The sequence below is a fragment of the Mycobacterium sp. 1164966.3 genome, from assembly GCF_001665395.1.
GTDB lineage: Bacteria > Actinomycetota > Actinomycetes > Mycobacteriales > Mycobacteriaceae > Mycobacterium.
Map to the genome: position 1 here is coordinate 190,851 of NZ_LZSG01000001.1, position 18,394 is coordinate 209,244.

Genomic DNA, 18,394 nt, shown 5'->3' on the forward strand with positions numbered 1-18,394 from the left:
TTACGTCTGCTCGGCAGGTTAACTCAGGATCAAACCGGATGTCGGCACACCCGTACCGGCGGTGACGAGCACATGCTCGACGTCTGGCACCGGGTTCACTGACGTGCCGCGTAGTTGCCGGACTCCTTCGGCGATGCCGTTCATGCCGTGGATGTAGGCCTCGCCGAGTTGGCCGCCGTGGGTGTTGACGGGAAGCCGGCCGCCCACCTCGATGGCGCCGTCGGCGATGAAGTTCTTCGCCTCGCCCCGCTCGCAAAATCCTAACTCCTCCAACTGAATCAGCGTGAAGGGCGTGAAGTGGTCATAGAGCACCGCGGTCTGGATGTCGGCCGGCGAAAGTCCGGACTGCTGCCACAGCTGCCGGCCCACCAAGCCCATCTCCGGCAGACCCAGTTCAGGCCGGTAGTAGCTGACCATCGTGTACTGGTCAGGGCTGGAGCCCTGCGACGCGGCCTCGATGACGGCGGGACGCTGCTTGAGGTCGCGTGCCCGCTCGACCGACGTGACCACGATGGCCACCGCGCCGTCCGTCTCCTGGCAGCAGTCCAGCAGTCGCAGCGGTTCAGCGATCCACCGCGAGTTCTGATGGTCCTCAATGGTTATCGGCTTTTCGTAGAAATACGCCTTCGGGTTGTTGGCGGCGTGTTTGCGATCGGCCACCGAGATGGCGCCGAAATCCCGGCTGGTCGCACCGGAGAGGTGCATGTATCGCCGAGCGATCATGGCCACCTGTGCCGCGGGCGTGGAAAGCCCGTGCGGGTAGGAGAAGGAGTTGTCGGCCGCCGTCGAATCTGCTTGGCTGCCAGCATCTCCCACGAGGCGGGTCTGTACCTGGCCGAAGCGCATACCGGAGCGCTCGTTGAAAGCCCGGTAGGCCACCACCACGTCGGCGACACCGGTGGCAACAGCCATCGCCGCGTGCTGCACGGTCGCACATGCCGCACCGCCGCCATAGTGGATCTTGGAGAAGAACTTCAACTCGCCGATGCCAGCCGCCCGCGCGACAGCGATTTCGGTGTTGGTGTCCATCGTGAACGTGGTCAGTCCGTCGACGTCGGCGGGACTCAACCCTGCGTCGTCGAGAGCGTCCAGCACCGCCTCGGCCGCCAGTCGCAGCTCGCTGCGGCCGGAGTCCTTGGAGAAGTCGGTGGCCCCGATCCCGACGATGGCCGCCTTACCGGACAACATCTAGGCGTCCCCAATCGTCAGCGTTACCGTCGCGATGACATGATTGCCAAGGCTGTTGGCGCCCAGCACTTTTACCGTGATCAGGCCGTCGTCCACCTCGGTCACCTCGCCGGTGAAGGTCACTGTGTCGTCGGCGTACCACGGCACCCCGAGCCGCAATCCGATCGACTTGATCAACGCCGACGGCCCGGCCCAGTCGGTGACGTAACGCTGTACCAGCCCGGTGTCGGTGAGGATGTTGACGAAGATATCTTTCGAGCCCTTCGCCACAGCCTTGTCCCGATCATGATGAACGTCCTGAAAGTCACGGGTGGCCAACGCGGTTGAGATGATGAACGTGGGGTCCCCATACAGCTTCAACTCGGGAAGAGTAGTGCCCACTTCCATAACTGACGCGCTCATGCGTCGGGCTCCCAAGCGTAGAGTGTCCATTCGGGGCCATTGTCTCCGGCCGGGAAGTCGATATAAGTTGCGCGAACCGGCATTCCGATCTGCACCTGGCCGTGGTCGACGTTACGCAGCTCGCCAAGCATCCGGACGCCTTCCTCCAGCTCGACCAGTGCGATGACGAACGGCAGTGTGCGGCCGGGCACTTTCGGCGCGTGATGCACCACGAAGCTGAACACTGTGCCGCGCCCGCCGGACACTACGTAGTCGATCGGCGCGGATGCGTCCTGCCACACCGCCGGTACCGGCGGGTGTCGCAGACTCCCGTCCGCGAGCCGCTGGATCCGCAGTTCGTGTGCCTTGACCCCGTCCCAAAAGAAGGCGGTGTCGCGCGACGACGACGGCCGCATCAGAGCGTCGGGGTCGAGACCCTCAGGCACCGAACTCTGCGCGGCACTGTCGGCGGGCTTGAATTTCAAGATACGCCAGTTCATCTCGGCCACGTCTTCGTCGCCGACCCGCCAGATGATGTGCTGGTTGATGAAATAGCCCTCGCCGAGCGCAGTCTGCTTGGGCCCGATTACGTCACCCATCTCGGCGGTGATGCTGACCTCCTCACCGGGCTGCAGGTACCGGTGGTAGGTCTGTTCGCAGTTGGTGGCGACCACACCGATATACCCAGCGTCGTCGAACAGCTTCATCATCGGACCCATGGGATCGTCGTCCGGGCGGGAGCCACCCAGCCCGAACATGGTCCAGACTTGAATCATCGCCGGAGGAGCCACAATTCCCGGATGACCGACAGCGCGCGCGGCGTCCTCGTTTACATAGATCGGGTTACGGTCGCCGATCGCCTCGACCCAGTTGTTGATCATCGGTTGGTTCACCGGATCCCGGCCCGCCCGCGGCTTAGCGGCACCCGCCGCTTTAATCTCCGCGACGGCGTCCTGAATGCCTGCGACCCCGCTCATCTCGGCACCCTCGGCACCTTGAGACCGGAAGCGGCGATCATCTCCCGCATGACTTCGTTCACTCCCCCGCCGAAAGTGATCACCAGATTGCGCTTGGTTTGGGAGTCGAGCCAGTTGAGCAGTCCCGCGGTAGCCGGTTCGGCAGGGTTGCCGTACTTGCCGACGATCTCCTCGGCAAGCCGGCCGATGTACTGAATCCGCTCCGTGCCAAAGACTTTGGTAGACGCGGCATCAGCCACGTTGATGTCTTCGCCCGCGGCGGCGACCTGCCAGTTCAGCAACTCGTTGATCCGCCACATGGCATGAATCTCACCAAGCGCGCGCTTTACGTCGTGGTGGTCGATCGGCGTAACGCCGTTGCCACCCGGCTTGGAAGCCCAGGCATGCAGCCGGTCGTAGATACCGGCGATACGACCCGCCGGGCCCAACATCACCCGCTCGTTGTTGAGCTGAGTGGTGATCAGCCGCCAGCCGCCGTTCTCCTCACCGACCAGCATGTCGGCCGGCACCCGTACGTCGTTGTAGTACGTGGCATTGGTGTGGTGCGCACCGTCGGACAGGATGATCGGAGTCCAGGAATAACCCGGGTCCTTGGTGTCGACGATCAGTATCGAAATGCCTTTGTGTTTCACGGCATCCGGGTCGGTACGGCAGGCCAGCCAGATGTAGTCGGCATCATGCGCGCCGGTGGTGAAGATCTTTTGGCCGTTGACGATGTAGTGGTCGCCGTCGCGGACTGCGGTGGTACGCAACGACGCCAGGTCGGTGCCGGCTTCCGGCTCGGTGTAGCCGATCGCGAAGTGCACCTCGCCGGCGAGAATCGCGGGCAAAAATTTCTTCTTCTGCATTTCGCTGCCATACACCTGCAGGGTGGGTCCGACGGTTTGCAGCGTCACCGCGGGCAGCGGCACGTCGGCCCGATGCGCCTCGTTGACGAAGATCTGCTGCTCGATCGGACCGAAACCAAGGCCGCCGAACTCCTTTGGCCATCCGACCCCGAGCTTGCCGTCCTGGCCCATGCGCCGGATCACCGCGCGGTATGCCGCGTTGTGGCGATCCTGCTCCATCGCCTTCATTTCGTCCGAGGAGATCAGGCTCGAAAAGTATTGGCGTAGCTCGGCTTGCAGCTGGCGCTGCTCCGGCGTCAGGTCGATGAACATTGCGCTCCCACGGGCTGGTCTGCGTGGCGACCCGCGGCGCCCGGCTTCGCCGCGGTTGCGATCGCCACGGAGTCGTCTGCGTGGCGACCCGCGGCGCCCGGCTTCGCCGCGCTTGCGATCGCCACGAGGTCGAGACGGTGCGAAGGTCCGCCCAGCAGCCGGGTCAGGTCTTTGATCGTGGAGTAGTACCGGTGCATCGGATAGGTGACGTCCATCCCCATTCCACCGTGCAGGTGGTGGCAGATCTGCATCACCGGCGGTGCCTGCGAAGCCACCCAATACCCGAGCACGTCCAGGTCGTCTTCGGCGTCCCGGCCTTCACTAAGCCGCCAACTCACCGACCTCGACGCCAAATCGATGGTGCGCGAAGCGATGTAGACCTCCGCGAGCTGCGCGGCGACGGTCTGGAAGGTCGACAACGGCTTGCCGAACTGCTTTCGGTTGGCGACATAGTCAGCGGTCAGCCGCAGCGCGCCGGCCACCAGCCCATTGGCGTAGGCCCCGATGGCCGCCAACGCCAACCGGTTGACCCGGTGCGCCGTCCCGTCCGCCAGGACGTCGGAGTCCGGCACAGCCACGTCACTGAAGGTCACCGCGTACTCCTCGGAACCATTCGATGTCGGCGTCCGAACCAGCTGCACCCCATCAGTTTTCGGCGACACCACGATGACAGCGGTGTCGGCCGTCACCAACATCCAGTCGGCTTGTTCGGCGTACCCGACGCCGACTTTCGTCCCGGACAACCGGCCGCCGGTGAAGGTGGTTGCAGGCCGGTCGGGCAGGGCCGCACCGGGCTCGTTGAGCGCGGCGGTCAGCACCCCGCCCTTGGCGACTCCGGCCAGGAACCGGTCCTGTTGCTCATCTGAACCCAGGTCCAGCAGCGGCACCGCGCCGAGGCCCAGCGTGGCCAGCGCCGGCGTGATGGCACCATGGCGCCCCACTTCGCATAGCATCGTGCCCACCTCGGCCAGCCCGACACCGTCACCGCCAAGACGTTCGGGAACCGGCAACGCGGTTATGCCGCCGTCGACAAACGCCTGCCACGAATCGTCCCGATCCAGTGCCGACGTGACTACGTCGGCGACGGCTTGCTGCGTCGCCGTCGGCTCGAAATCCATCAGTGATTCACCGGGCACTTTCCGGTGTAGTCGACCTGCCAGTGCTTGATTCCGTTGAGCCAGCCCGACCGCAGCCGCTCCGGCGCCGAGATCGGCTTGAGGTCCGGCATGTGGTCGGCCACGGCGTTGAAGATCAGGTTGATCGTCATGCGGGCCAGGTTGGCGCCGATGCAGTAGTGCGCACCGGTACCGCCGAACCCGACGTGCGGATTGGGATTACGCATGATGTCGAAGCTGTAGGGGTTTTCGAAGACTTCCTCGTCGAAGTTGGCCGACCGATAGAACATCAGTACCCGCTGGCCCTTCTTGATCTGCACGCCGGACAGTTCGTAGTCCTCGAGCGCGGTGCGCTGGAAGCAGGTCACCGGGGTGGCCCAGCGGACGATCTCGTCGGCGGCAGTCTCCGGACGCTCCTTCTTGTACAGCTCCCACTGCTCGGGGAAGTCGGCGAACGCCATCATCCCCTGCGTGATCGAGTTGCGGGTGGTCTCGTTCCCGGCCACCGCGAGCATCACCACGAAGAAGCCGAATTCGTCATCGGAAAGCTTCTCACCGTCGATGTCGGCCTGGATCAGCTGAGTCACGATGTCGTCGCCCGGATTCTTGGCCCGCTCCTCGGCCATCTTCATCGCGTAGCCGATCAACTCCGCGGACGACATCTTCGGGTCGATGTGGGCGTACTCCGGGTCATCGTTCCCGGTCATCTCGTTGGACCATTCGAAAATTTTGCCGCGGTCCTCCTGGGGCACGCCCAGCAAACCCGCGATCGCCTGAAGCGGCAACTCGCACGAGACTTGCTCCACAAAGTCGCCGGAGCCTGCGGCGGCAGCGGTTTCGGCGATCTTCTGCGCGCGTTCGCTGAGCTCGTCGCGGAGTCGCTCGACGGCGCGCGGGGTGAAACCGCGGGAGATGATCTTGCGTAGCCGGGTGTGGTGCGGCGCGTCCATGTTCAGCATGACGAACCGCTGGACCTCGATGTCTTCGCGGGCGATGTCGTTGTTGAACCGCGGGATCACCCCGTTCTCGTAGCTGGAGAAGACATCGCTGCGCCGTGACACCTCCTTGACGTCGTTGAGCTTGGTGATGGCCCAGAACCCGCCGTCGTGGAAACCGCCTCCATCGCCTGGAGCCTGCTCGTTCCACCAGATCGGCGCCGTCGAGCGCACTTCGGCAAACTCTTCGACCGGAATCCGCTCGGCATAGATGTCCGGGTCGGTGAAATCGAACCCGGGTGCAAGATTAGGGCTGGGCACGCTACTTCTCCTTACTGCTGGCTCCGCCGACTCGCGAATTGGTTGGCACTAGCTGTACTAGTTGCGCTCTGCTGCCAGTAAAACATGCCGTAACCGCAGGACAAAAGACCTAGCAGGCCGACGGCGCATCCTCGCTTGTCATAGTAATGAAACGTGTTCTAGCCTGGCCCCATGGGTAACCCGGTAATCGTCGAAGCCACTCGCAGCCCGATCGGCAAACGCAACGGATGGCTGTCGGGGCTGCATGCCACCGAGCTGCTGGGCGCGGTGCAGAAGGCTCTGGTGGAAAAGGCCGGTATCGACGCGGGCGACGTCGAACAGATCGTCGGCGGCTGCGTGACGCAGTTCGGCGAGCAGTCCAACAACATCACCCGGGTGAGCTGGCTCGTCGCCGGGCTGCCCGAGCACGTCGGCGCCATGACCGTGGATTGCCAGTGCGGCAGTGGCCAGCAGGCCAACGGCCTGGTCGCGGGCCTGATCGCGGCAGGCGCCATCGACATCGGTATCGCGTGCGGCATCGAGGCCATGAGCCGGGTGGGTCTCGGCGCCAACGCGGGTCCCGACCGCAGCATCTTGCGGCCCGCGTCGTGGGACATCGACCTGCCCGACCAGTTCACCGCGGCCGAGCGGATCGCAAAGCGACGGGGCATCACCCGCGAAGACATCGACGCCTTCGGATTCCAGTCCCAGCTACGCGCCAAGCGGGCCTGGGACGAGCATCGCTTCGACCGGGAAATCTCGCCGATCGAGGCGCCCGTGCTCGACGAGCAGAAGCAGCCCACCGCCGAACGCCACATGGTGTCCCGCGACCAGGGCTTGCGCGAAACCACCCTGGAAGGACTGAGCCAGCTCAAGCCGGTCCTCGAAGGCGGGATCCACACCGCGGGCACCTCTTCACAGATCTCCGACGGCGCGGCGGCCGTGCTGTGGATGGACGAGGACAAAGCCAAGGCGTTGGGTTTGCGGCCGCGCGCGCGGATCGTCAGCCAGGCCCTGGTAGGCGCGGAGCCCTACTACCACCTGGACGGGCCGGTGCAGTCGACGGCGAAGGTGCTGGAAAAGGCCGGCATGAAGATCGGCGACATCGACATCGTCGAGATCAACGAGGCGTTCGCCTCGGTGGTGCTGTCCTGGGCGCGGGTGCACGAGCCTGACATGGAGCGGGTCAACGTCAACGGCGGGGCCATCGCGCTGGGACACCCCGTCGGCTCGACCGGCAGCCGCCTGATCACCACCGCGCTGCACGAGCTGGAGCGCACCGACCAGAGCACCGCGCTGATCACCATGTGCGCGGGCGGTGCGCTGTCCACCGGCACCATCATCGAACGGATCTAGTGGCTCAGGTCTCTCATGGCTAATCCCCCACGCGCACTTAATTCCGCCCGCACCGCCGTCATCATCAAATGGATGTCGCGCATCAACACATGGGTCTACAAGAGGACCGGCGGCAAGCTCGGCGGCAAATTCCTGCAGGGCGCGCCAGTCGCACTGTTGACCACAACCGGCCGCAAGACCGGGGAGCCACGGGTAAGTCCGCTGCTGTATATGCGTGACGGCGACCGTGTGATCGTGGTGGCCTCCCACGGCGGACGGGAAACGAACCCCCTGTGGTATCTCAATCTCAAGGCCAATCCCAACGTTTCGGTCCAGATCAAAGACGAGGTGCTGCAGCTCAAGGCGCGCGACGCCAGCGACGACGAGCGCGCGAAGTACTGGCCGCAGTTGGTGAAGATGTATTCCTCCTACGAGGATTACCAGTCCTGGACTGAGCGCAAGATCCCGATCGTCATTTGCGAGCCCTGACGGCGTTGATTTCGCGTCAACTGAAGGTCAGGAGCCGTAGACAGGCACCGGCGGACGCGACTTGGCGAGCAGGTCCGCGACGACCGGCCCCAACTCGGCGGGATCCCATCGCGAGCCCTTGTCAATCTCCGGGCCGTGCGCCCAGCCTTCGGCGACCCGAATCTTGCCACCCTCGACTTCGAATACCTTCCCTGTGACGTCGCGGGATTCGGCGCTGCCCAGCCAGACCACCAGCGGCGAGATGTTCTCCGGCGCCATGAAATCGAAGTCTTGGCCCTGCGTTGCCATCATCTCGGCGAAGACGGTTTCGGTCATCCGGGTACGTGCTGACGGGGCGATGGCGTTGACGGTGACACCGTAACGGCCCATTTCGGCGGCGCCCACCAATGTCATGGCTGCAATGCCGGCCTTGGCGGCGCTGTAGTTGCCCTGTCCGACGCTGCCCTGCAAGCCCGCGCCGGAACTGGTGTTGATGATCCTCGCGTCAACCGATTTGCCCTCTTTGGAGAGTCCACGCCAATACGCTGCGGCGTGCCGCATGGTGGCGAAGTGGCCCTTGAGGTGTACGGCGATGACGGCGTCGAACTCCTCTTCGCTGGTGTTGGCCATCATGCGGTCCCGAACGATCCCGGCGTTGTTGACAAGAACATCCAGGCCGCCGAAGGTGTCGACAGCGCTCTGAATGAGTCCGGCCGCCTGATTCCAGTCGGAGATGTCGGATCCGTTGGCGACGGCTTCGCCGCCGGCCGCGGTGATCTCGTCGACGACGCTCTGCGCGGCGCTGCCTCCGCTTGCCCGCGACCCGTCCAGGCCCACCCCGATGTCATTCACCACGACGCGCGCCCCTTCGGCGGCGAAGGCAAGCGCATGCGCGCGGCCGATACCGCCGCCCGCTCCCGTGACGATGACTACTCGGCCGTCAACCAGGCCCATACTGATTGCTCCTTACTCGTTATTTGTTGGCGCTCGAGGTGGCCAGATATTGCGGCGGCTCGCCGCCGCCGTGCACCTCTAGGGTGGCCCCGCTGACATACGAGGCCACATCGCACGCGAGAAATGCTGCGGCCCAGCCGATATCGCTGGGTTTGGCCAATCGGCCGAGTGGCACGGTGGCTGAGATCCGGGCGATCGACTCGGCGTCGCCGTAAAACAGCTCGGACTGCTCGGTCTCGACCATGCCGACCACCACCGCATTGACCCGGACCTTCGGAGCCCATTCCACCGCCAATGTGGTGGTGAGGTTTTCGAAACCCGCCTTGGCCACACCGTAGGCAGCCGTTCCAGGGGTAGGCCGGCGGCCACTGACACTGCAGATGTTGACGATCGACCCGCCGTTGTCCTGCTTTTGCATGAGCGCGTTCGCGTGCTGCGAAACGAGCAGCGGGGCAAGCACATTGAGCTCGACTATCTTGCGGTGAAAGTTGTGTGTGGCCTCGGCGGCCAGGGCGTAGGGCGATCCGCCGGCGTTGTTGACCAGCACGTCGAGGCGGCCGTGGCGTTCGCGGATGGCCGCGATCAGCCGGGCCACCGCATCCTCGTCGCGGATGTCGCAGGCATGGAACTCGTACGGAAAATTCTCGACGGCTCGTCGCGCACAGGCGATCACGGTCGCGCCCTGCCCGGCGAAAACCGAACTGATGCCGGCACCTACGCCCCGCACCCCGCCAGTTACCAGAACCACCCGCCCGGCCAGCCCTAGCTTGATGGCCTCTCCAGCAAGGGGGCCTCCTTCGGCGCGTGTCACTGTGCTAGCGTACCAAGCAAGTGCTTGCTTAGGTAGCTGGGTCCCACAGGAAGTGCCATGACCATCACAACCACTCAAACCGAACCGGGCATAGTCGCGGTCACCGTCGACTACCCGCCCGTCAACGCCATCCCATCGCGCGGGTGGTTCGAGTTGGCCGATGCCATAACCGCGGCTGGCGACGACCTGGAAACCCACGCGGTGATCCTGCGCGCCGAGGGCCGCGGCTTCAACGCCGGCGTGGACATCAAGGAGATGCAGCGCGCCGAAGGCTATACCGCGCTGATCGACGCCAACCGCGGCTGCTTCGCCGCGTTCCGCGCGGTTTACGAGTGCGCCGTGCCCGTCGTCGCCGCGGTGAACGGATTCTGCGTCGGCGGCGGCATCGGACTGGTGGGCAACTCCGACGTCATCGTCGCCTCCGACGACGCCACCTTCGGCCTGCCGGAGGTGGAACGCGGCGCGCTCGGCGCGGCCACCCATCTGTCCCGGCTGGTACCACAGCACCTGATGCGACGGCTGTTCTTCACCGCGGCCACCGTGGACGCCGCAACCCTGCATCACTTCGGCTCGGTACACGAGGTGGTGCCCCGCGACGAACTCGACGAGGCCGCATTACGCGTTGCCCGGGACATCGCCGCCAAGGACACCCGCGTCATCCGGGCGGCCAAGGAAGCGCTCAACTTCATCGACGTGCAACGGGTCAACGCGAGTTACCGCATGGAGCAAGGCTTTACGTTCGAGCTCAACCTGGCCGGTGTTTCCGACGAGCACCGCGACGCGTTTGTGAAGAAGTCATGAGCGACAAGCGAACGACTCTCGACGACGTGGTCGCGCAGTTGCAAAGCGGCATGACCATCGGCATCGCCGGATGGGGATCGCGCCGCAAGCCCATGGCGTTCGTGCGGGCTCTCCTGCGCACCGACCTCACCGACCTGACTGTGGTCACCTATGGCGGACCCGATCTGGGCCTGCTGTGCTCGGCGGGCAAGGTGAAGCGCGTCTACTACGGGTTCGTCTCCCTGGACTCGCCGCCCTTCTACGACCCGTGGTTCGCCAAGGCCCGCACCAGCGGAGCCGTCGAAGCCCGGGAGATGGATGAGGGGATGCTGCGCTGCGGACTGCAGGCAGCGGCACAGCGGCTGCCTTTCCTGCCGATCCGCGCAGGGCTGGGCAGTTCGGTGCCCGACTTCTGGGAGGGCGAACTGCAGACGGTCACCAGCCCGTACCCCGCGCCCGAGGGCGGACACGAGACGCTGATCGCCATGCCCGCGCTGCGGCTGGACGCGGCGTTTGCCCACTTGAATCTTGGTGACAGTCAAGGAAATGCGGCCTACACCGGTATCGATCCCTACTTCGACGACCTGTTCCTGATGGCCGCCGAAAAACGCTTCTTGTCGGTGGAACGCATCGTCTCTACCGAGGAGCTGGTCAAAGCGGTGCCGCCGCAGGCGTTGCTGATCAACCGGATGATGGTCGACGCTGTGGTGGAAGCTCCCGGTGGTGCCCACTTCACCACCGCGGCACCGGATTACGGCCGCGACGAGAAGTTCCAACGCCATTACGCCGAGGCCGCTTCGACGGAAGAGGGCTGGCAGCGGTTCGTACAAACCTATCTGTCAGGCAGCGAAGACGACTATCAAGCAGCCGTGCGCGCATTCGGTGAGGAGGATTCTGCATGACGGCGGAAGTGACCACCAGGGCCGAAGTATGCGCGGTCGCGTGCGCCGAACTTTTCAGGGGCGCAGGCGAGATCATGATCAGCCCGATGACCAACATGGCGTCCGTCGGCGCCCGTCTGGCGCGGTTGACTTTCTCCCCTGACATCCTGCTGACCGACGGCGAAGCCCAACTCCTGGCTGATACTCCGGCCCTGGGTAAGACGGGAGCCGTCGAGGGCTGGATGCCGTTCGGCCGCGTGTTCGAAACCCTTGCGTGGGGGCGCCGACATGTGGTGATGGGCGCCAATCAGGTTGACCGCCACGGGAATCAGAACATCTCGGCGTTCGGACCACTGCAGCAGCCGACCCGGCAGATGTTCGGTGTCCGCGGCTCACCGGGCAACACCATCAACCATGCGACCAGCTATTGGGTGGGCAACCATTCCAAGCGGGTGTTCACCAACGCCGTCGACATCGTTTCCGGAATCGGCTACGACAAGGTGGACCCGGACAACCCGGCCTTCCGATTCGTCAACGTCTACCGGGTGGTGTCCAACCTCGGGGTGTTCGACTTCGGCGGCCCAGGCCACACCATGCGCGCGCTGAGCCGGCACCCGGGTGTGTCGCCCGACGACGTGCGCGAAGCGACGTCGTTCGACATCCATGGTCTCGACGAGGCCGAGGAATCCAGGCTGCCCACCGACGACGAGCTGCGGCTGATCCGCGAAGTGATCGATCCGAAAGCACTGCGGGACAGAGAGATCCGCCAATGATTGTTCCACCTCCTCCTCATCGCTTCGTCCCCCTCGCCGCTGCGCGGCTGGGGGCGCCCCCACTGCATCGTCGGCGGTGGATGTGAGGCTCAGAACACCCCTGACCGAGCTGGTCGGCATCGAGCATCCCGTGGTGCAAACCGGGATGGGTTGGGTGGCCGGCGCCCGGCTGGTGTCGGCCACGGCCAATGCCGGCGGGCTGGGCATTTTGGCGTCGGCCACGATGACGCTGGACGAGCTGGCGACGGCTATCGGCAAGGTCAAGGCGTCCACCGACAAGCCGTTCGGGGTGAACATTCGCGCCGACGCGGCCGATGCGGGCGACCGCGTCGAGCTGATGATCCGCGAAGGCGTGAAGGTGGCGTCGTTTGCGCTTGCGCCCAAGCAGGAATTGATAGCCAGGCTGAAAGAAGCCGGGGCGGTGGTGATTCCGTCCATCGGCGCGGCCAAGCATGCGCGCAAGGTCGCGGGCTGGGGTGCCGACGCGATGATCGTGCAGGGCGGCGAAGGGGGCGGGCACACCGGCCCCGTTGCAACGACGCTGTTGTTGCCATCGGTATTGGATGCTGTACAGGGCAACGGAATTCCGGTAGTCGCCGCGGGTGGCTTCTTCGACGGGCGCGGCCTGGCCGCGGCGCTGTCGTACGGTGCTGCCGGGGTTGCGATGGGCACCCGATTTCTGCTGACCTCGGATTCCACTGTGCCCGAGGCGATCAAGCGACGGTATCTGGAGGCGGCGCTGGACGGCACCGTGGTCACCACGCGGGTCGACGGGATGCCGCACCGGGTGCTGCGCACCGGGCTGGTCGAGAAGTTGGAAAGCGGTTCGCGGGCACGGGGTTTCACGGCCGCGGTGCGCAATGCCGCGAAGTTCAAGCGGATGTCGCAGATGACCTGGCGGTCGATGATCCAGGACGGCCTGGCCATGCGGCACGGCAAGGACCTGAGCTGGTCGCAGGTGGTAATGGCGGCCAACACCCCGATGTTGCTGAAGGCCGGGCTGGTCGAGGGCAATACCGACGCCGGCGTGCTGGCCTCCGGACAGGTGGCCGGCATCATCGAAGACCTGCCGTCGTGCGCTGAGCTGATCGAGTCGATCGTGCAGGACGCGATACAGCATCTGCAGGCGGCGTCGGCGCTGGTGGAGTAGGTAGGGCGGGTCCTAGGTAGTAGCGGCCACCGCGAGTCTGGATCGAACGCGCACCAGCGGCGGGTTGGGGTTCTGTGGTTGGGGAATGGCGGCCAGATTGAAGTCGGCGATCACGCCGGGGCGAAAGATGAGGCACTCCGTAGAGCCGCCGAACTGGAAGTATCCCAGTTCATCACCCTTCGCGACGTGACAGCCGGGTTGGGCTCCCGGACTGATGATGCAGGAGGACACCTCGGACATGCCCAGGCCCAGAAAGGCGACCAAGCCGATGCCCGGATCGTCTGCCTCGATCAGGATGATGGCGCGTGCAGCGACATGGGCCAGGTAGGACTGGGAAGTCGTGGGGTCTAACGCCTCGGTACCCTCCGAGTCGTCCTCGGAGTAGTACGTACCTTCCTTGACGAACGCCCGCACGACGGTGCCGGCGACCGGGCTATGCCAGCGGTGGTAGTTAGTCGCGCTCAAAAATGCTTGATACACCGTGCCGTCGACGAACTGATCCACAGCGTCGTCGTTCGCCAGCAGGTCGTTGAGTGAATAGGGCTGGCGTTTGATCCAGAAGCGGTCCTGACGTTGCACACCGGTGCTGATGCGGTACGGCGTGGACTCGCAGGCGCTGACGATCACCTTGTCGTCCTCGGGGGATGCGACCGGACGGGCGTCTTCGGTGAAGCGTCGGGTGAAGAAGTCATTCCACGACTTGAAGCCCCAATGCTCGTCAGTCGGATCGTGCACGAACTCCTCGATGCCCACCGCACGTCTTGCGGCCTCGCTCTTCCAGCCTGACGGCGAATCGTTGAGCACATACAGCGAGTCCGCACTGCTGAGGAACTCACACCACGCATTGAGGATCTTCTTCAACATTGCGTTGATCCGCGGATCGCGGTAGGCGGCGAATCCGGTGACTGTGCCCATCGTCCAGTCCAGGATCGCGTTGAGCGGCAGGGTCACCGCGCTATCACCGAACTCGGGCGCCATGGTCAGCACCTCGTTGATCATGCGCAGGAGCTGCGGCACGTCGTGCAGGTGACGCTTCTGGTAAGGCTTGCGCTGAGGAACCTCGGCGATCATCTCATTGAGGTAGAGCCGTACCACCGGATCGGTGTCGATCAACTCCTGAAACTCGGTAAGTACCGGATGCAACGCAACGTCCTCGCCGCGGCGCTCCGTCCGCTCACCGTGCCCCTCCAGCCACGATTCCAAATCCTCTTGGTCCGACGGCAGCCAGCCTGCTAGCTGCGGGGCACTTTTATCCTTGCTGCGTGAAGTCATACCGCACACATAGCCGCGGCACGGAAAAGGAAACATCCGCGGGAATCGGCAGGGCGGACGTGAAGCGCGAGCAGACGCAAAATCCCTTCAAACCAAGGGTTTTGAGGGGATTTTACGTCGGCTCGCGGCTGTACTAGAGGCGCTCGATGATGGTCACGTTGGCGGTGCCGCCACCCTCGCACATCGTCTGCAGCCCGTACCGACCGCCGGTACGCTCGAGCTCGTTGAGCATCGTGGTGAACAGCTTCGCCCCGGTGGCGCCCAGGGGATGTCCGAGGGCGATGGCGCCGCCGTTGGGGTTGACTTTCTCCGGATCGGCCTTGATCTCCTTGAGCCAGGCCAGAACTACCGGTGCGAAGGCCTCGTTGATCTCGACGGTGTCGATGTCGTCGATGGACAGGCCGGTCTTTTCCAGCGCATAGCGGGTGGCGGGGATGGGCCCGGTCAGCATGAACACCGGGTCGGCGGCGCGGGCACTGATGTGGTGGATGCGAGCCCGCGGTGTCAGCCCGTGGGTTTTGACGGCCTGCTCGGACGCCAGCAGTACAGCACTGGCGCCGTCGGAGATCTGACTGGCCATCGCCGCCGTCAGCCGGCCCCCCTCGACCAGCGGCTTGAGACCGGCCATCTTTTCCAGCGACGACTCGCGGGGACCCTCGTCCACCCGGAACGGCCCGGAACCCGTTTCGACAGTGAGGATTTCGTTGTCGAAGTGGCCGCCCCGGATCGCCGCGAACGCGCGCTCGTGACTGGTGAGCGAGTAGCGCTCCATCTCTTCGCGGGACAGATTCCACTTTTCCGCGATCAATTCCGAGCCGCGGAACTGAGAGATCTCCTGATCGCCGTAGCGATGCAGCCACTGCTTGGATTCGCTCGTCGGCGAGGTGAAGCCGAATTGCTCGCCGACCGTCATCGCCGACGAGATCGGGATCTGGCTCATGTTCTGTACGCCACCGGCCACGATGACGTCGGCGGTGCCGGACATGATCGCTTGTGCCCCAAAGGAAATCGCCTGTTGGCTAGAGCCGCACTGCCGGTCCACCGTAACTCCCGGGACCTCCTCGGGATATCCCGCGGCCAGCCATGACAGCCGGGCGATGTTGCCTGCTTGGCCTCCGATGGCGTCGACACAACCGGCGATCACATCGTCGACTGCCGCTGGGTCCACGTCCGCCCGATCGAAAAGACCGCGCCAGGCTAGGGCACCGAGGTCGACGGGATGTACCCCGGCCAGTGCGCCGCCCCGCTTACCAACCGCGGTACGTACAGCGTCGATGACGTACGCCTCAGGCATCTTTACAGACTCCTTCTTTCGTGATCCCGCCTAGCACGATGGCGAGGTATTGCCGCCCTACCTGTTTGGCGGTGAGCGGTCCGCCGGGTTGATACCAGCGCACCGACACCCAGGTGGTGTCGCGGATGAAACGGTAGACGAGGTCGACGTCGAGATCGGACCGGAAGTACCCCTCGTCGATGCCCTGATTGAGCACCTCGACCCACATCTTGCGTTGCTGCCGGTTCATGTCCTCGATGTAGGAGAACCGGGGCTGCGCCAACAGCCGCTGGGCCTCGTCCTGATAGATGACGACCTGCGCATGCCGATGCTCGATAGCCTCGAACGACGCCATGAACAACCCCTTGAGCCGCTCGAGCGGATTGGGTTCGCCGTCGACGATCTCCCGATAGCGGGCGAACAACCAGTCCAGGAATCCGCGCAGCAACTCGTCGACCATCTCCTCTTTGGAGGAGAAGTGGTGGTACAAGCTGCCGGACAGGATGCCGGCACCATCGGCGATGTCGCGTACGGTGGTGGCCCGCAACCCGCGTTCGGCGAACATCGACGCGGCGAGTTCCAGCAACTCGTCTCGTCGGCTGTTGGCCGAACCGGTCACTCGGTCCATCCGATCAGGGTATCAACCAAGCGCTTGCTTGGCCACCTACGAGCGGTCATGGATGTTGGCTCGATACCGAGATCACCTCGCCAGTGAGATAGCTGGAGTAGTCACTGGCCAGAAACGCAATGGTGGCCGCGACTTCCCACGGCTCCGCGGCGCGCCCGAAGGCCTCGCCGGCCGACAGCCGGTCAAGCAACTCCGCCGACGTGGTCTTGTCCAGGAACTTGTGCCGCGCGATGCTGGGCGACACCGCGTTGATTCGAACGCCGTACTCGGCGGCTTCGATTGCGCTGCAACGGGTCAGCGCCATGACGCCGGCCTTGGCGGCCGCATAGTGCGCTTGCGAGTGCTGCGCGCGCCAGCCGAGCACGCTGGCATTGTTGACGATCACACCGCCATGCTTCGCCTGGCGGAAGTAGCGCAGCGCCGCACGCGTGGCTCGAAACACCGATGTCAGGGTCACATCAAGGACGCGGTCCCATTCTTCGTCGGTCATATCGGCCACCGGAGTCTGCCCGCCCAGCCCGGCGTTGTTGACCAGCACGTCGAGGCGGCCCATGCGAGCGGTGGTCGATTCGAGGAGCGCGTCAACCTGGGCGGTGGATGTCACGTCGCACAGCACGCTTTCGACGCGGCCCAACCCCATCGCGGCAAGCCCTTCGGCCGTCTGCCCCAGCCGCCGTTCGTGATGATCGGAGATCACCACGTCGGCACCCTCGGTCAGGGCGCGGCGCGCGGTCGCCGAACCGATGCCGGTGCCCGCGGCCGCGGTCACCACCACCACCTTGCCTTCCAAAAGGCCATGTCCGGCAATCTCTTTGGGCGCCTCCGACAAACTCAACCCTTGACCTCCCTCGGCAGGCCGAGCACCCGCTCGGCAATGATGTTGCGCTGGATCTCGTTGGATCCGCCGTAGATGGTGTCGGCTCGGGTGAACAGATACAGCCGCTGCCATTCGTCGAATTCGCCATCGGCCAGGGTCATCCCCGGTTTACCGACCACGTCCATCGCCAGCTCGCCCAGATCACGATGCCAGTTGGCCCACAACAACTTCGACACATTGTCCTGGCCCGGCTGCTCAACGTCCATGGTCGCCAGGGCATAGGAGCGCATCGCGCGCAGCCCGGTCCACGCCCGCGTCAGCCGCTGCCGGATGAACGGATCTTCGGCCGCGCCGTTACGCTGCGCCAGCTCGGCCAGATTGGAAAGCTCACGGGCATAGACGATCTGCTGGCCCAGCGTCGAGACGCCGCGCTCGAACGTCAGCGTTCCCATCGCGACCCGCCACCCGTCGCCGGGCTGCCCGACCACCAACGAGGCGTCGGTGCGCGCATCGTCGAAGAACACCTCGTTGAATTCCGCGGTGCCGGTGATCTGGACGATCGGGCGGACCTGGACACCGGGCTGGTCTAGTGGCACCAGCAGATACGACAGCCCCGCATGCCTCTTGGAGCCTTTCTCCGTGCGGGCGACCACGAAACACCACTGCGACAGGTGTGCCAGCGAGGTCCACACCTTCTGGCCGTTGATCACCCATTGGTCGCCGTCGAGTTCCGCGGTGGTCGACACGTTGGCCAGGTCGCTACCGGCTCCCGGCTCCGAATACCCCTGACACCACAGCTCGGTGACATCGAGGATGCGCGGCAGAAATCGCTGCTGCTGCTCGGGGGTGCCGAACGCGATCAGGGTTGGCCCCAGCAATTCCTCGCCGAAGTGGTTGACCTTGTCGGGCGCGTCGGCGCGGGCGTACTCCTCGTAGAAGGCCACCCGGTGCGCGGTCGACAGTCCGCGTCCGCCGTGTTCGACCGGCCAGCCCAGGCAGGTCAGTCCGGCTTTGGCCAGATGCTGGTTCCACGCCCGCCGTTCTTCGAAAACCTCGTGTTCCCGCCCAGGCCCGCCGAGACCCTTGAGAGCTGCGAATTCGCCGACGAGATTGTCGGCCAGCCAATGACGGACCTCCGCCCGGAACTCCTCGACGTCCTGCATGCCCTGTAGGCTAACCTACCAAGCACTTGCTTT

At 64.7% G+C, this 18,394-nt stretch carries 18 protein-coding genes and 1 pseudogene; 6 read left to right on the forward strand and 13 right to left on the reverse strand.

The window, feature by feature from the left end:
• Positions 1-18: 18 nt before the first annotated feature.
• From A9W99_RS00850 to A9W99_RS00875, 6 genes and pseudogenes are all read right to left on the reverse strand, one after another.
• Positions 19-1,188 (reverse strand): lipid-transfer protein, encoded by a 1,170-nt coding sequence (locus tag A9W99_RS00850; RefSeq protein ID WP_067371938.1) that lies wholly within the window; start codon positions 1,186-1,188, stop codon positions 19-21.
• A complete protein-coding gene (locus A9W99_RS00855; protein ID WP_067371941.1) occupies positions 1,189-1,590 on the reverse strand; it encodes a MaoC family dehydratase in 402 nt (133 codons plus the stop codon).
• Complete coding sequence (locus A9W99_RS00860; RefSeq protein ID WP_067371944.1) at positions 1,587-2,546, reverse strand: bifunctional MaoC family dehydratase N-terminal/OB-fold nucleic acid binding domain-containing protein; 960 nt, start codon at positions 2,544-2,546, stop codon at positions 1,587-1,589. Before A9W99_RS00860 ends, A9W99_RS00855 begins: the two co-directional genes overlap by 4 nt.
• Positions 2,543-3,706, reverse strand: a complete 1,164-nt coding sequence (fadE29, locus tag A9W99_RS00865) for an acyl-CoA dehydrogenase FadE29 (RefSeq protein WP_067371947.1) — start codon at positions 3,704-3,706, stop codon at positions 2,543-2,545. The genes A9W99_RS00860 and fadE29 overlap by 4 nt, the downstream gene beginning before the upstream one ends.
• Positions 3,707-3,828: 122 nt before the next feature.
• Positions 3,829-4,824, reverse strand: a pseudogene (locus tag A9W99_RS00870) (acyl-CoA dehydrogenase family protein); the annotation flags it as partial.
• Positions 4,824-6,077 carry a cytochrome P450 gene (locus tag A9W99_RS00875; RefSeq protein WP_067371950.1) on the reverse strand — a complete coding sequence of 418 codons (1,254 nt, stop codon included), beginning with the start codon at positions 6,075-6,077 and terminating at the stop codon, positions 4,824-4,826. The pseudogene A9W99_RS00870 and the gene A9W99_RS00875, both read right to left, overlap by 1 nt.
• A 171-nt stretch (positions 6,078-6,248) precedes the next feature.
• Here A9W99_RS00875 and A9W99_RS00880 point away from each other — a divergent pair, with 171 nt between their 5' ends.
• Both A9W99_RS00880 and A9W99_RS00885 read left to right on the forward strand, forming a co-directional pair.
• Positions 6,249-7,412 carry a steroid 3-ketoacyl-CoA thiolase gene (locus A9W99_RS00880; protein WP_067371953.1) on the forward strand — a complete coding sequence of 388 codons (1,164 nt, stop codon included), beginning with the start codon at positions 6,249-6,251 and terminating at the stop codon, positions 7,410-7,412.
• Between the two features lie 15 nt (positions 7,413-7,427).
• Positions 7,428-7,880 (forward strand): nitroreductase family deazaflavin-dependent oxidoreductase, encoded by a 453-nt coding sequence (locus A9W99_RS00885; RefSeq protein WP_067371956.1) that lies wholly within the window; start codon positions 7,428-7,430, stop codon positions 7,878-7,880.
• Positions 7,881-7,907: 27 nt separating this feature from the next.
• Here A9W99_RS00885 and A9W99_RS00890 read toward each other — a convergent pair whose 3' ends face one another.
• Together A9W99_RS00890 and A9W99_RS00895 are read right to left on the reverse strand one after the other, a co-directional pair.
• On the reverse strand, positions 7,908-8,813 hold the full coding sequence (locus A9W99_RS00890; protein WP_067371959.1) for an SDR family oxidoreductase: 906 nt from the start codon (positions 8,811-8,813) through the stop codon (positions 7,908-7,910).
• 19 nt (positions 8,814-8,832) lie between these two features.
• Positions 8,833-9,624, reverse strand: a complete 792-nt coding sequence (locus A9W99_RS00895) for an SDR family oxidoreductase (RefSeq protein ID WP_067371962.1) — start codon at positions 9,622-9,624, stop codon at positions 8,833-8,835.
• A 57-nt stretch (positions 9,625-9,681) separates the two neighbouring features.
• Here A9W99_RS00895 and echA20 point away from each other — a divergent pair, with 57 nt between their 5' ends.
• The 4 genes from echA20 (at position 9,682) to ipdC (ending at position 13,208) form a co-directional block, all read left to right on the forward strand.
• Positions 9,682-10,425: a (7aS)-7a-methyl-1,5-dioxo-2,3,5,6,7,7a-hexahydro-1H-indene-carboxyl-CoA hydrolase gene (gene echA20, locus A9W99_RS00900; RefSeq protein ID WP_067371966.1), complete on the forward strand. Its 744-nt coding sequence runs from the start codon at positions 9,682-9,684 to the stop codon at positions 10,423-10,425.
• Positions 10,422-11,306, forward strand: coding sequence for a cholesterol ring-cleaving hydrolase subunit IpdA (ipdA, locus tag A9W99_RS00905; RefSeq protein ID WP_067371968.1), 885 nt, complete (start codon positions 10,422-10,424; stop codon positions 11,304-11,306). Before echA20 ends, ipdA begins: the two co-directional genes overlap by 4 nt.
• An 8-nt stretch (positions 11,307-11,314) precedes the next feature.
• Entirely contained in the window at positions 11,315-12,058 is a 744-nt protein-coding gene (gene ipdB, locus A9W99_RS00910) for a cholesterol ring-cleaving hydrolase subunit IpdB (RefSeq protein ID WP_156622888.1), read from the forward strand.
• Positions 12,059-12,140: 82 nt separating this feature from the next.
• A complete protein-coding gene (ipdC, locus tag A9W99_RS00915; RefSeq protein ID WP_067372398.1) occupies positions 12,141-13,208 on the forward strand; it encodes a (3aS,4S,5R,7aS)-5-hydroxy-7a-methyl-1-oxo-octahydro-1H-indene-4-carboxyl-CoA dehydrogenase in 1,068 nt (355 codons plus the stop codon).
• Positions 13,209-13,220: 12 nt separating this feature from the next.
• Here ipdC and A9W99_RS00920 read toward each other — a convergent pair whose 3' ends face one another.
• From A9W99_RS00920 to ipdE1, 5 genes are all read right to left on the reverse strand, one after another.
• On the reverse strand, positions 13,221-14,480 hold the full coding sequence (locus tag A9W99_RS00920) for a phosphatidylserine decarboxylase family protein (RefSeq protein WP_067371972.1): 1,260 nt from the start codon (positions 14,478-14,480) through the stop codon (positions 13,221-13,223).
• A gap of 133 nt (positions 14,481-14,613) precedes the next feature.
• Positions 14,614-15,774 (reverse strand): steroid 3-ketoacyl-CoA thiolase FadA6, encoded by a 1,161-nt coding sequence (gene fadA6, locus A9W99_RS00925; RefSeq protein ID WP_067371974.1) that lies wholly within the window; start codon positions 15,772-15,774, stop codon positions 14,614-14,616.
• The gene (kstR2, locus tag A9W99_RS00930) at positions 15,767-16,381 is read right to left on the reverse strand and encodes a TetR family transcriptional regulator KstR2 (RefSeq protein WP_067371976.1); all 615 of its coding nucleotides are present in this window, start codon (positions 16,379-16,381) and stop codon (positions 15,767-15,769) included. Before kstR2 ends, fadA6 begins: the two co-directional genes overlap by 8 nt.
• Positions 16,382-16,427: 46 nt before the next feature.
• Positions 16,428-17,216, reverse strand: coding sequence for a (5R,7aS)-5-hydroxy-7a-methyl-1-oxo-2,3,5,6,7,7a-hexahydro-1H-indene-carboxyl-CoA reductase (gene ipdF, locus A9W99_RS00935; protein WP_067371979.1), 789 nt, complete (start codon positions 17,214-17,216; stop codon positions 16,428-16,430).
• Positions 17,213-18,361, reverse strand: coding sequence for an acyl-CoA dehydrogenase IpdE1 (gene ipdE1 / locus A9W99_RS00940; RefSeq protein WP_067371982.1), 1,149 nt, complete (start codon positions 18,359-18,361; stop codon positions 17,213-17,215). The genes ipdF and ipdE1 overlap by 4 nt, the downstream gene beginning before the upstream one ends.
• Between the last annotated feature and the right edge of the window lie 33 nt (positions 18,362-18,394).

Bases quoted from the DNA above. Each gene is read 5' to 3' on its own strand.
- A9W99_RS00920 (WP_067371972.1), bottom strand. From the start codon at position 14,480: ATGACTTCACGCAGCAAGGATAAAAGTGCCCCGCAGCTAGCAGGCTGG.
- kstR2 (WP_067371976.1), bottom strand. From the start codon at position 16,381: ATGGACCGAGTGACCGGTTCGGCCAACAGCCGACGAGACGAGTTGCTG.
- A9W99_RS00860 (WP_067371944.1), bottom strand. From the start codon at position 2,546: ATGAGCGGGGTCGCAGGCATTCAGGACGCCGTCGCGGAGATTAAAGCG.
- ipdA (WP_067371968.1), top strand. From the start codon at position 10,422: ATGAGCGACAAGCGAACGACTCTCGACGACGTGGTCGCGCAGTTGCAA.
- fadE29 (WP_067371947.1), bottom strand. From the start codon at position 3,706: ATGTTCATCGACCTGACGCCGGAGCAGCGCCAGCTGCAAGCCGAGCTA.
- ipdE1 (WP_067371982.1), bottom strand. From the start codon at position 18,361: ATGCAGGACGTCGAGGAGTTCCGGGCGGAGGTCCGTCATTGGCTGGCC.
- fadA6 (WP_067371974.1), bottom strand. From the start codon at position 15,774: ATGCCTGAGGCGTACGTCATCGACGCTGTACGTACCGCGGTTGGTAAG.
- A9W99_RS00890 (WP_067371959.1), bottom strand. From the start codon at position 8,813: ATGGGCCTGGTTGACGGCCGAGTAGTCATCGTCACGGGAGCGGGCGGC.
- A9W99_RS00855 (WP_067371941.1), bottom strand. From the start codon at position 1,590: ATGAGCGCGTCAGTTATGGAAGTGGGCACTACTCTTCCCGAGTTGAAG.
- echA20 (WP_067371966.1), top strand. From the start codon at position 9,682: ATGACCATCACAACCACTCAAACCGAACCGGGCATAGTCGCGGTCACC.
- A9W99_RS00850 (WP_067371938.1), bottom strand. From the start codon at position 1,188: ATGTTGTCCGGTAAGGCGGCCATCGTCGGGATCGGGGCCACCGACTTC.
- A9W99_RS00880 (WP_067371953.1), top strand. From the start codon at position 6,249: ATGGGTAACCCGGTAATCGTCGAAGCCACTCGCAGCCCGATCGGCAAA.
- A9W99_RS00885 (WP_067371956.1), top strand. From the start codon at position 7,428: ATGGCTAATCCCCCACGCGCACTTAATTCCGCCCGCACCGCCGTCATC.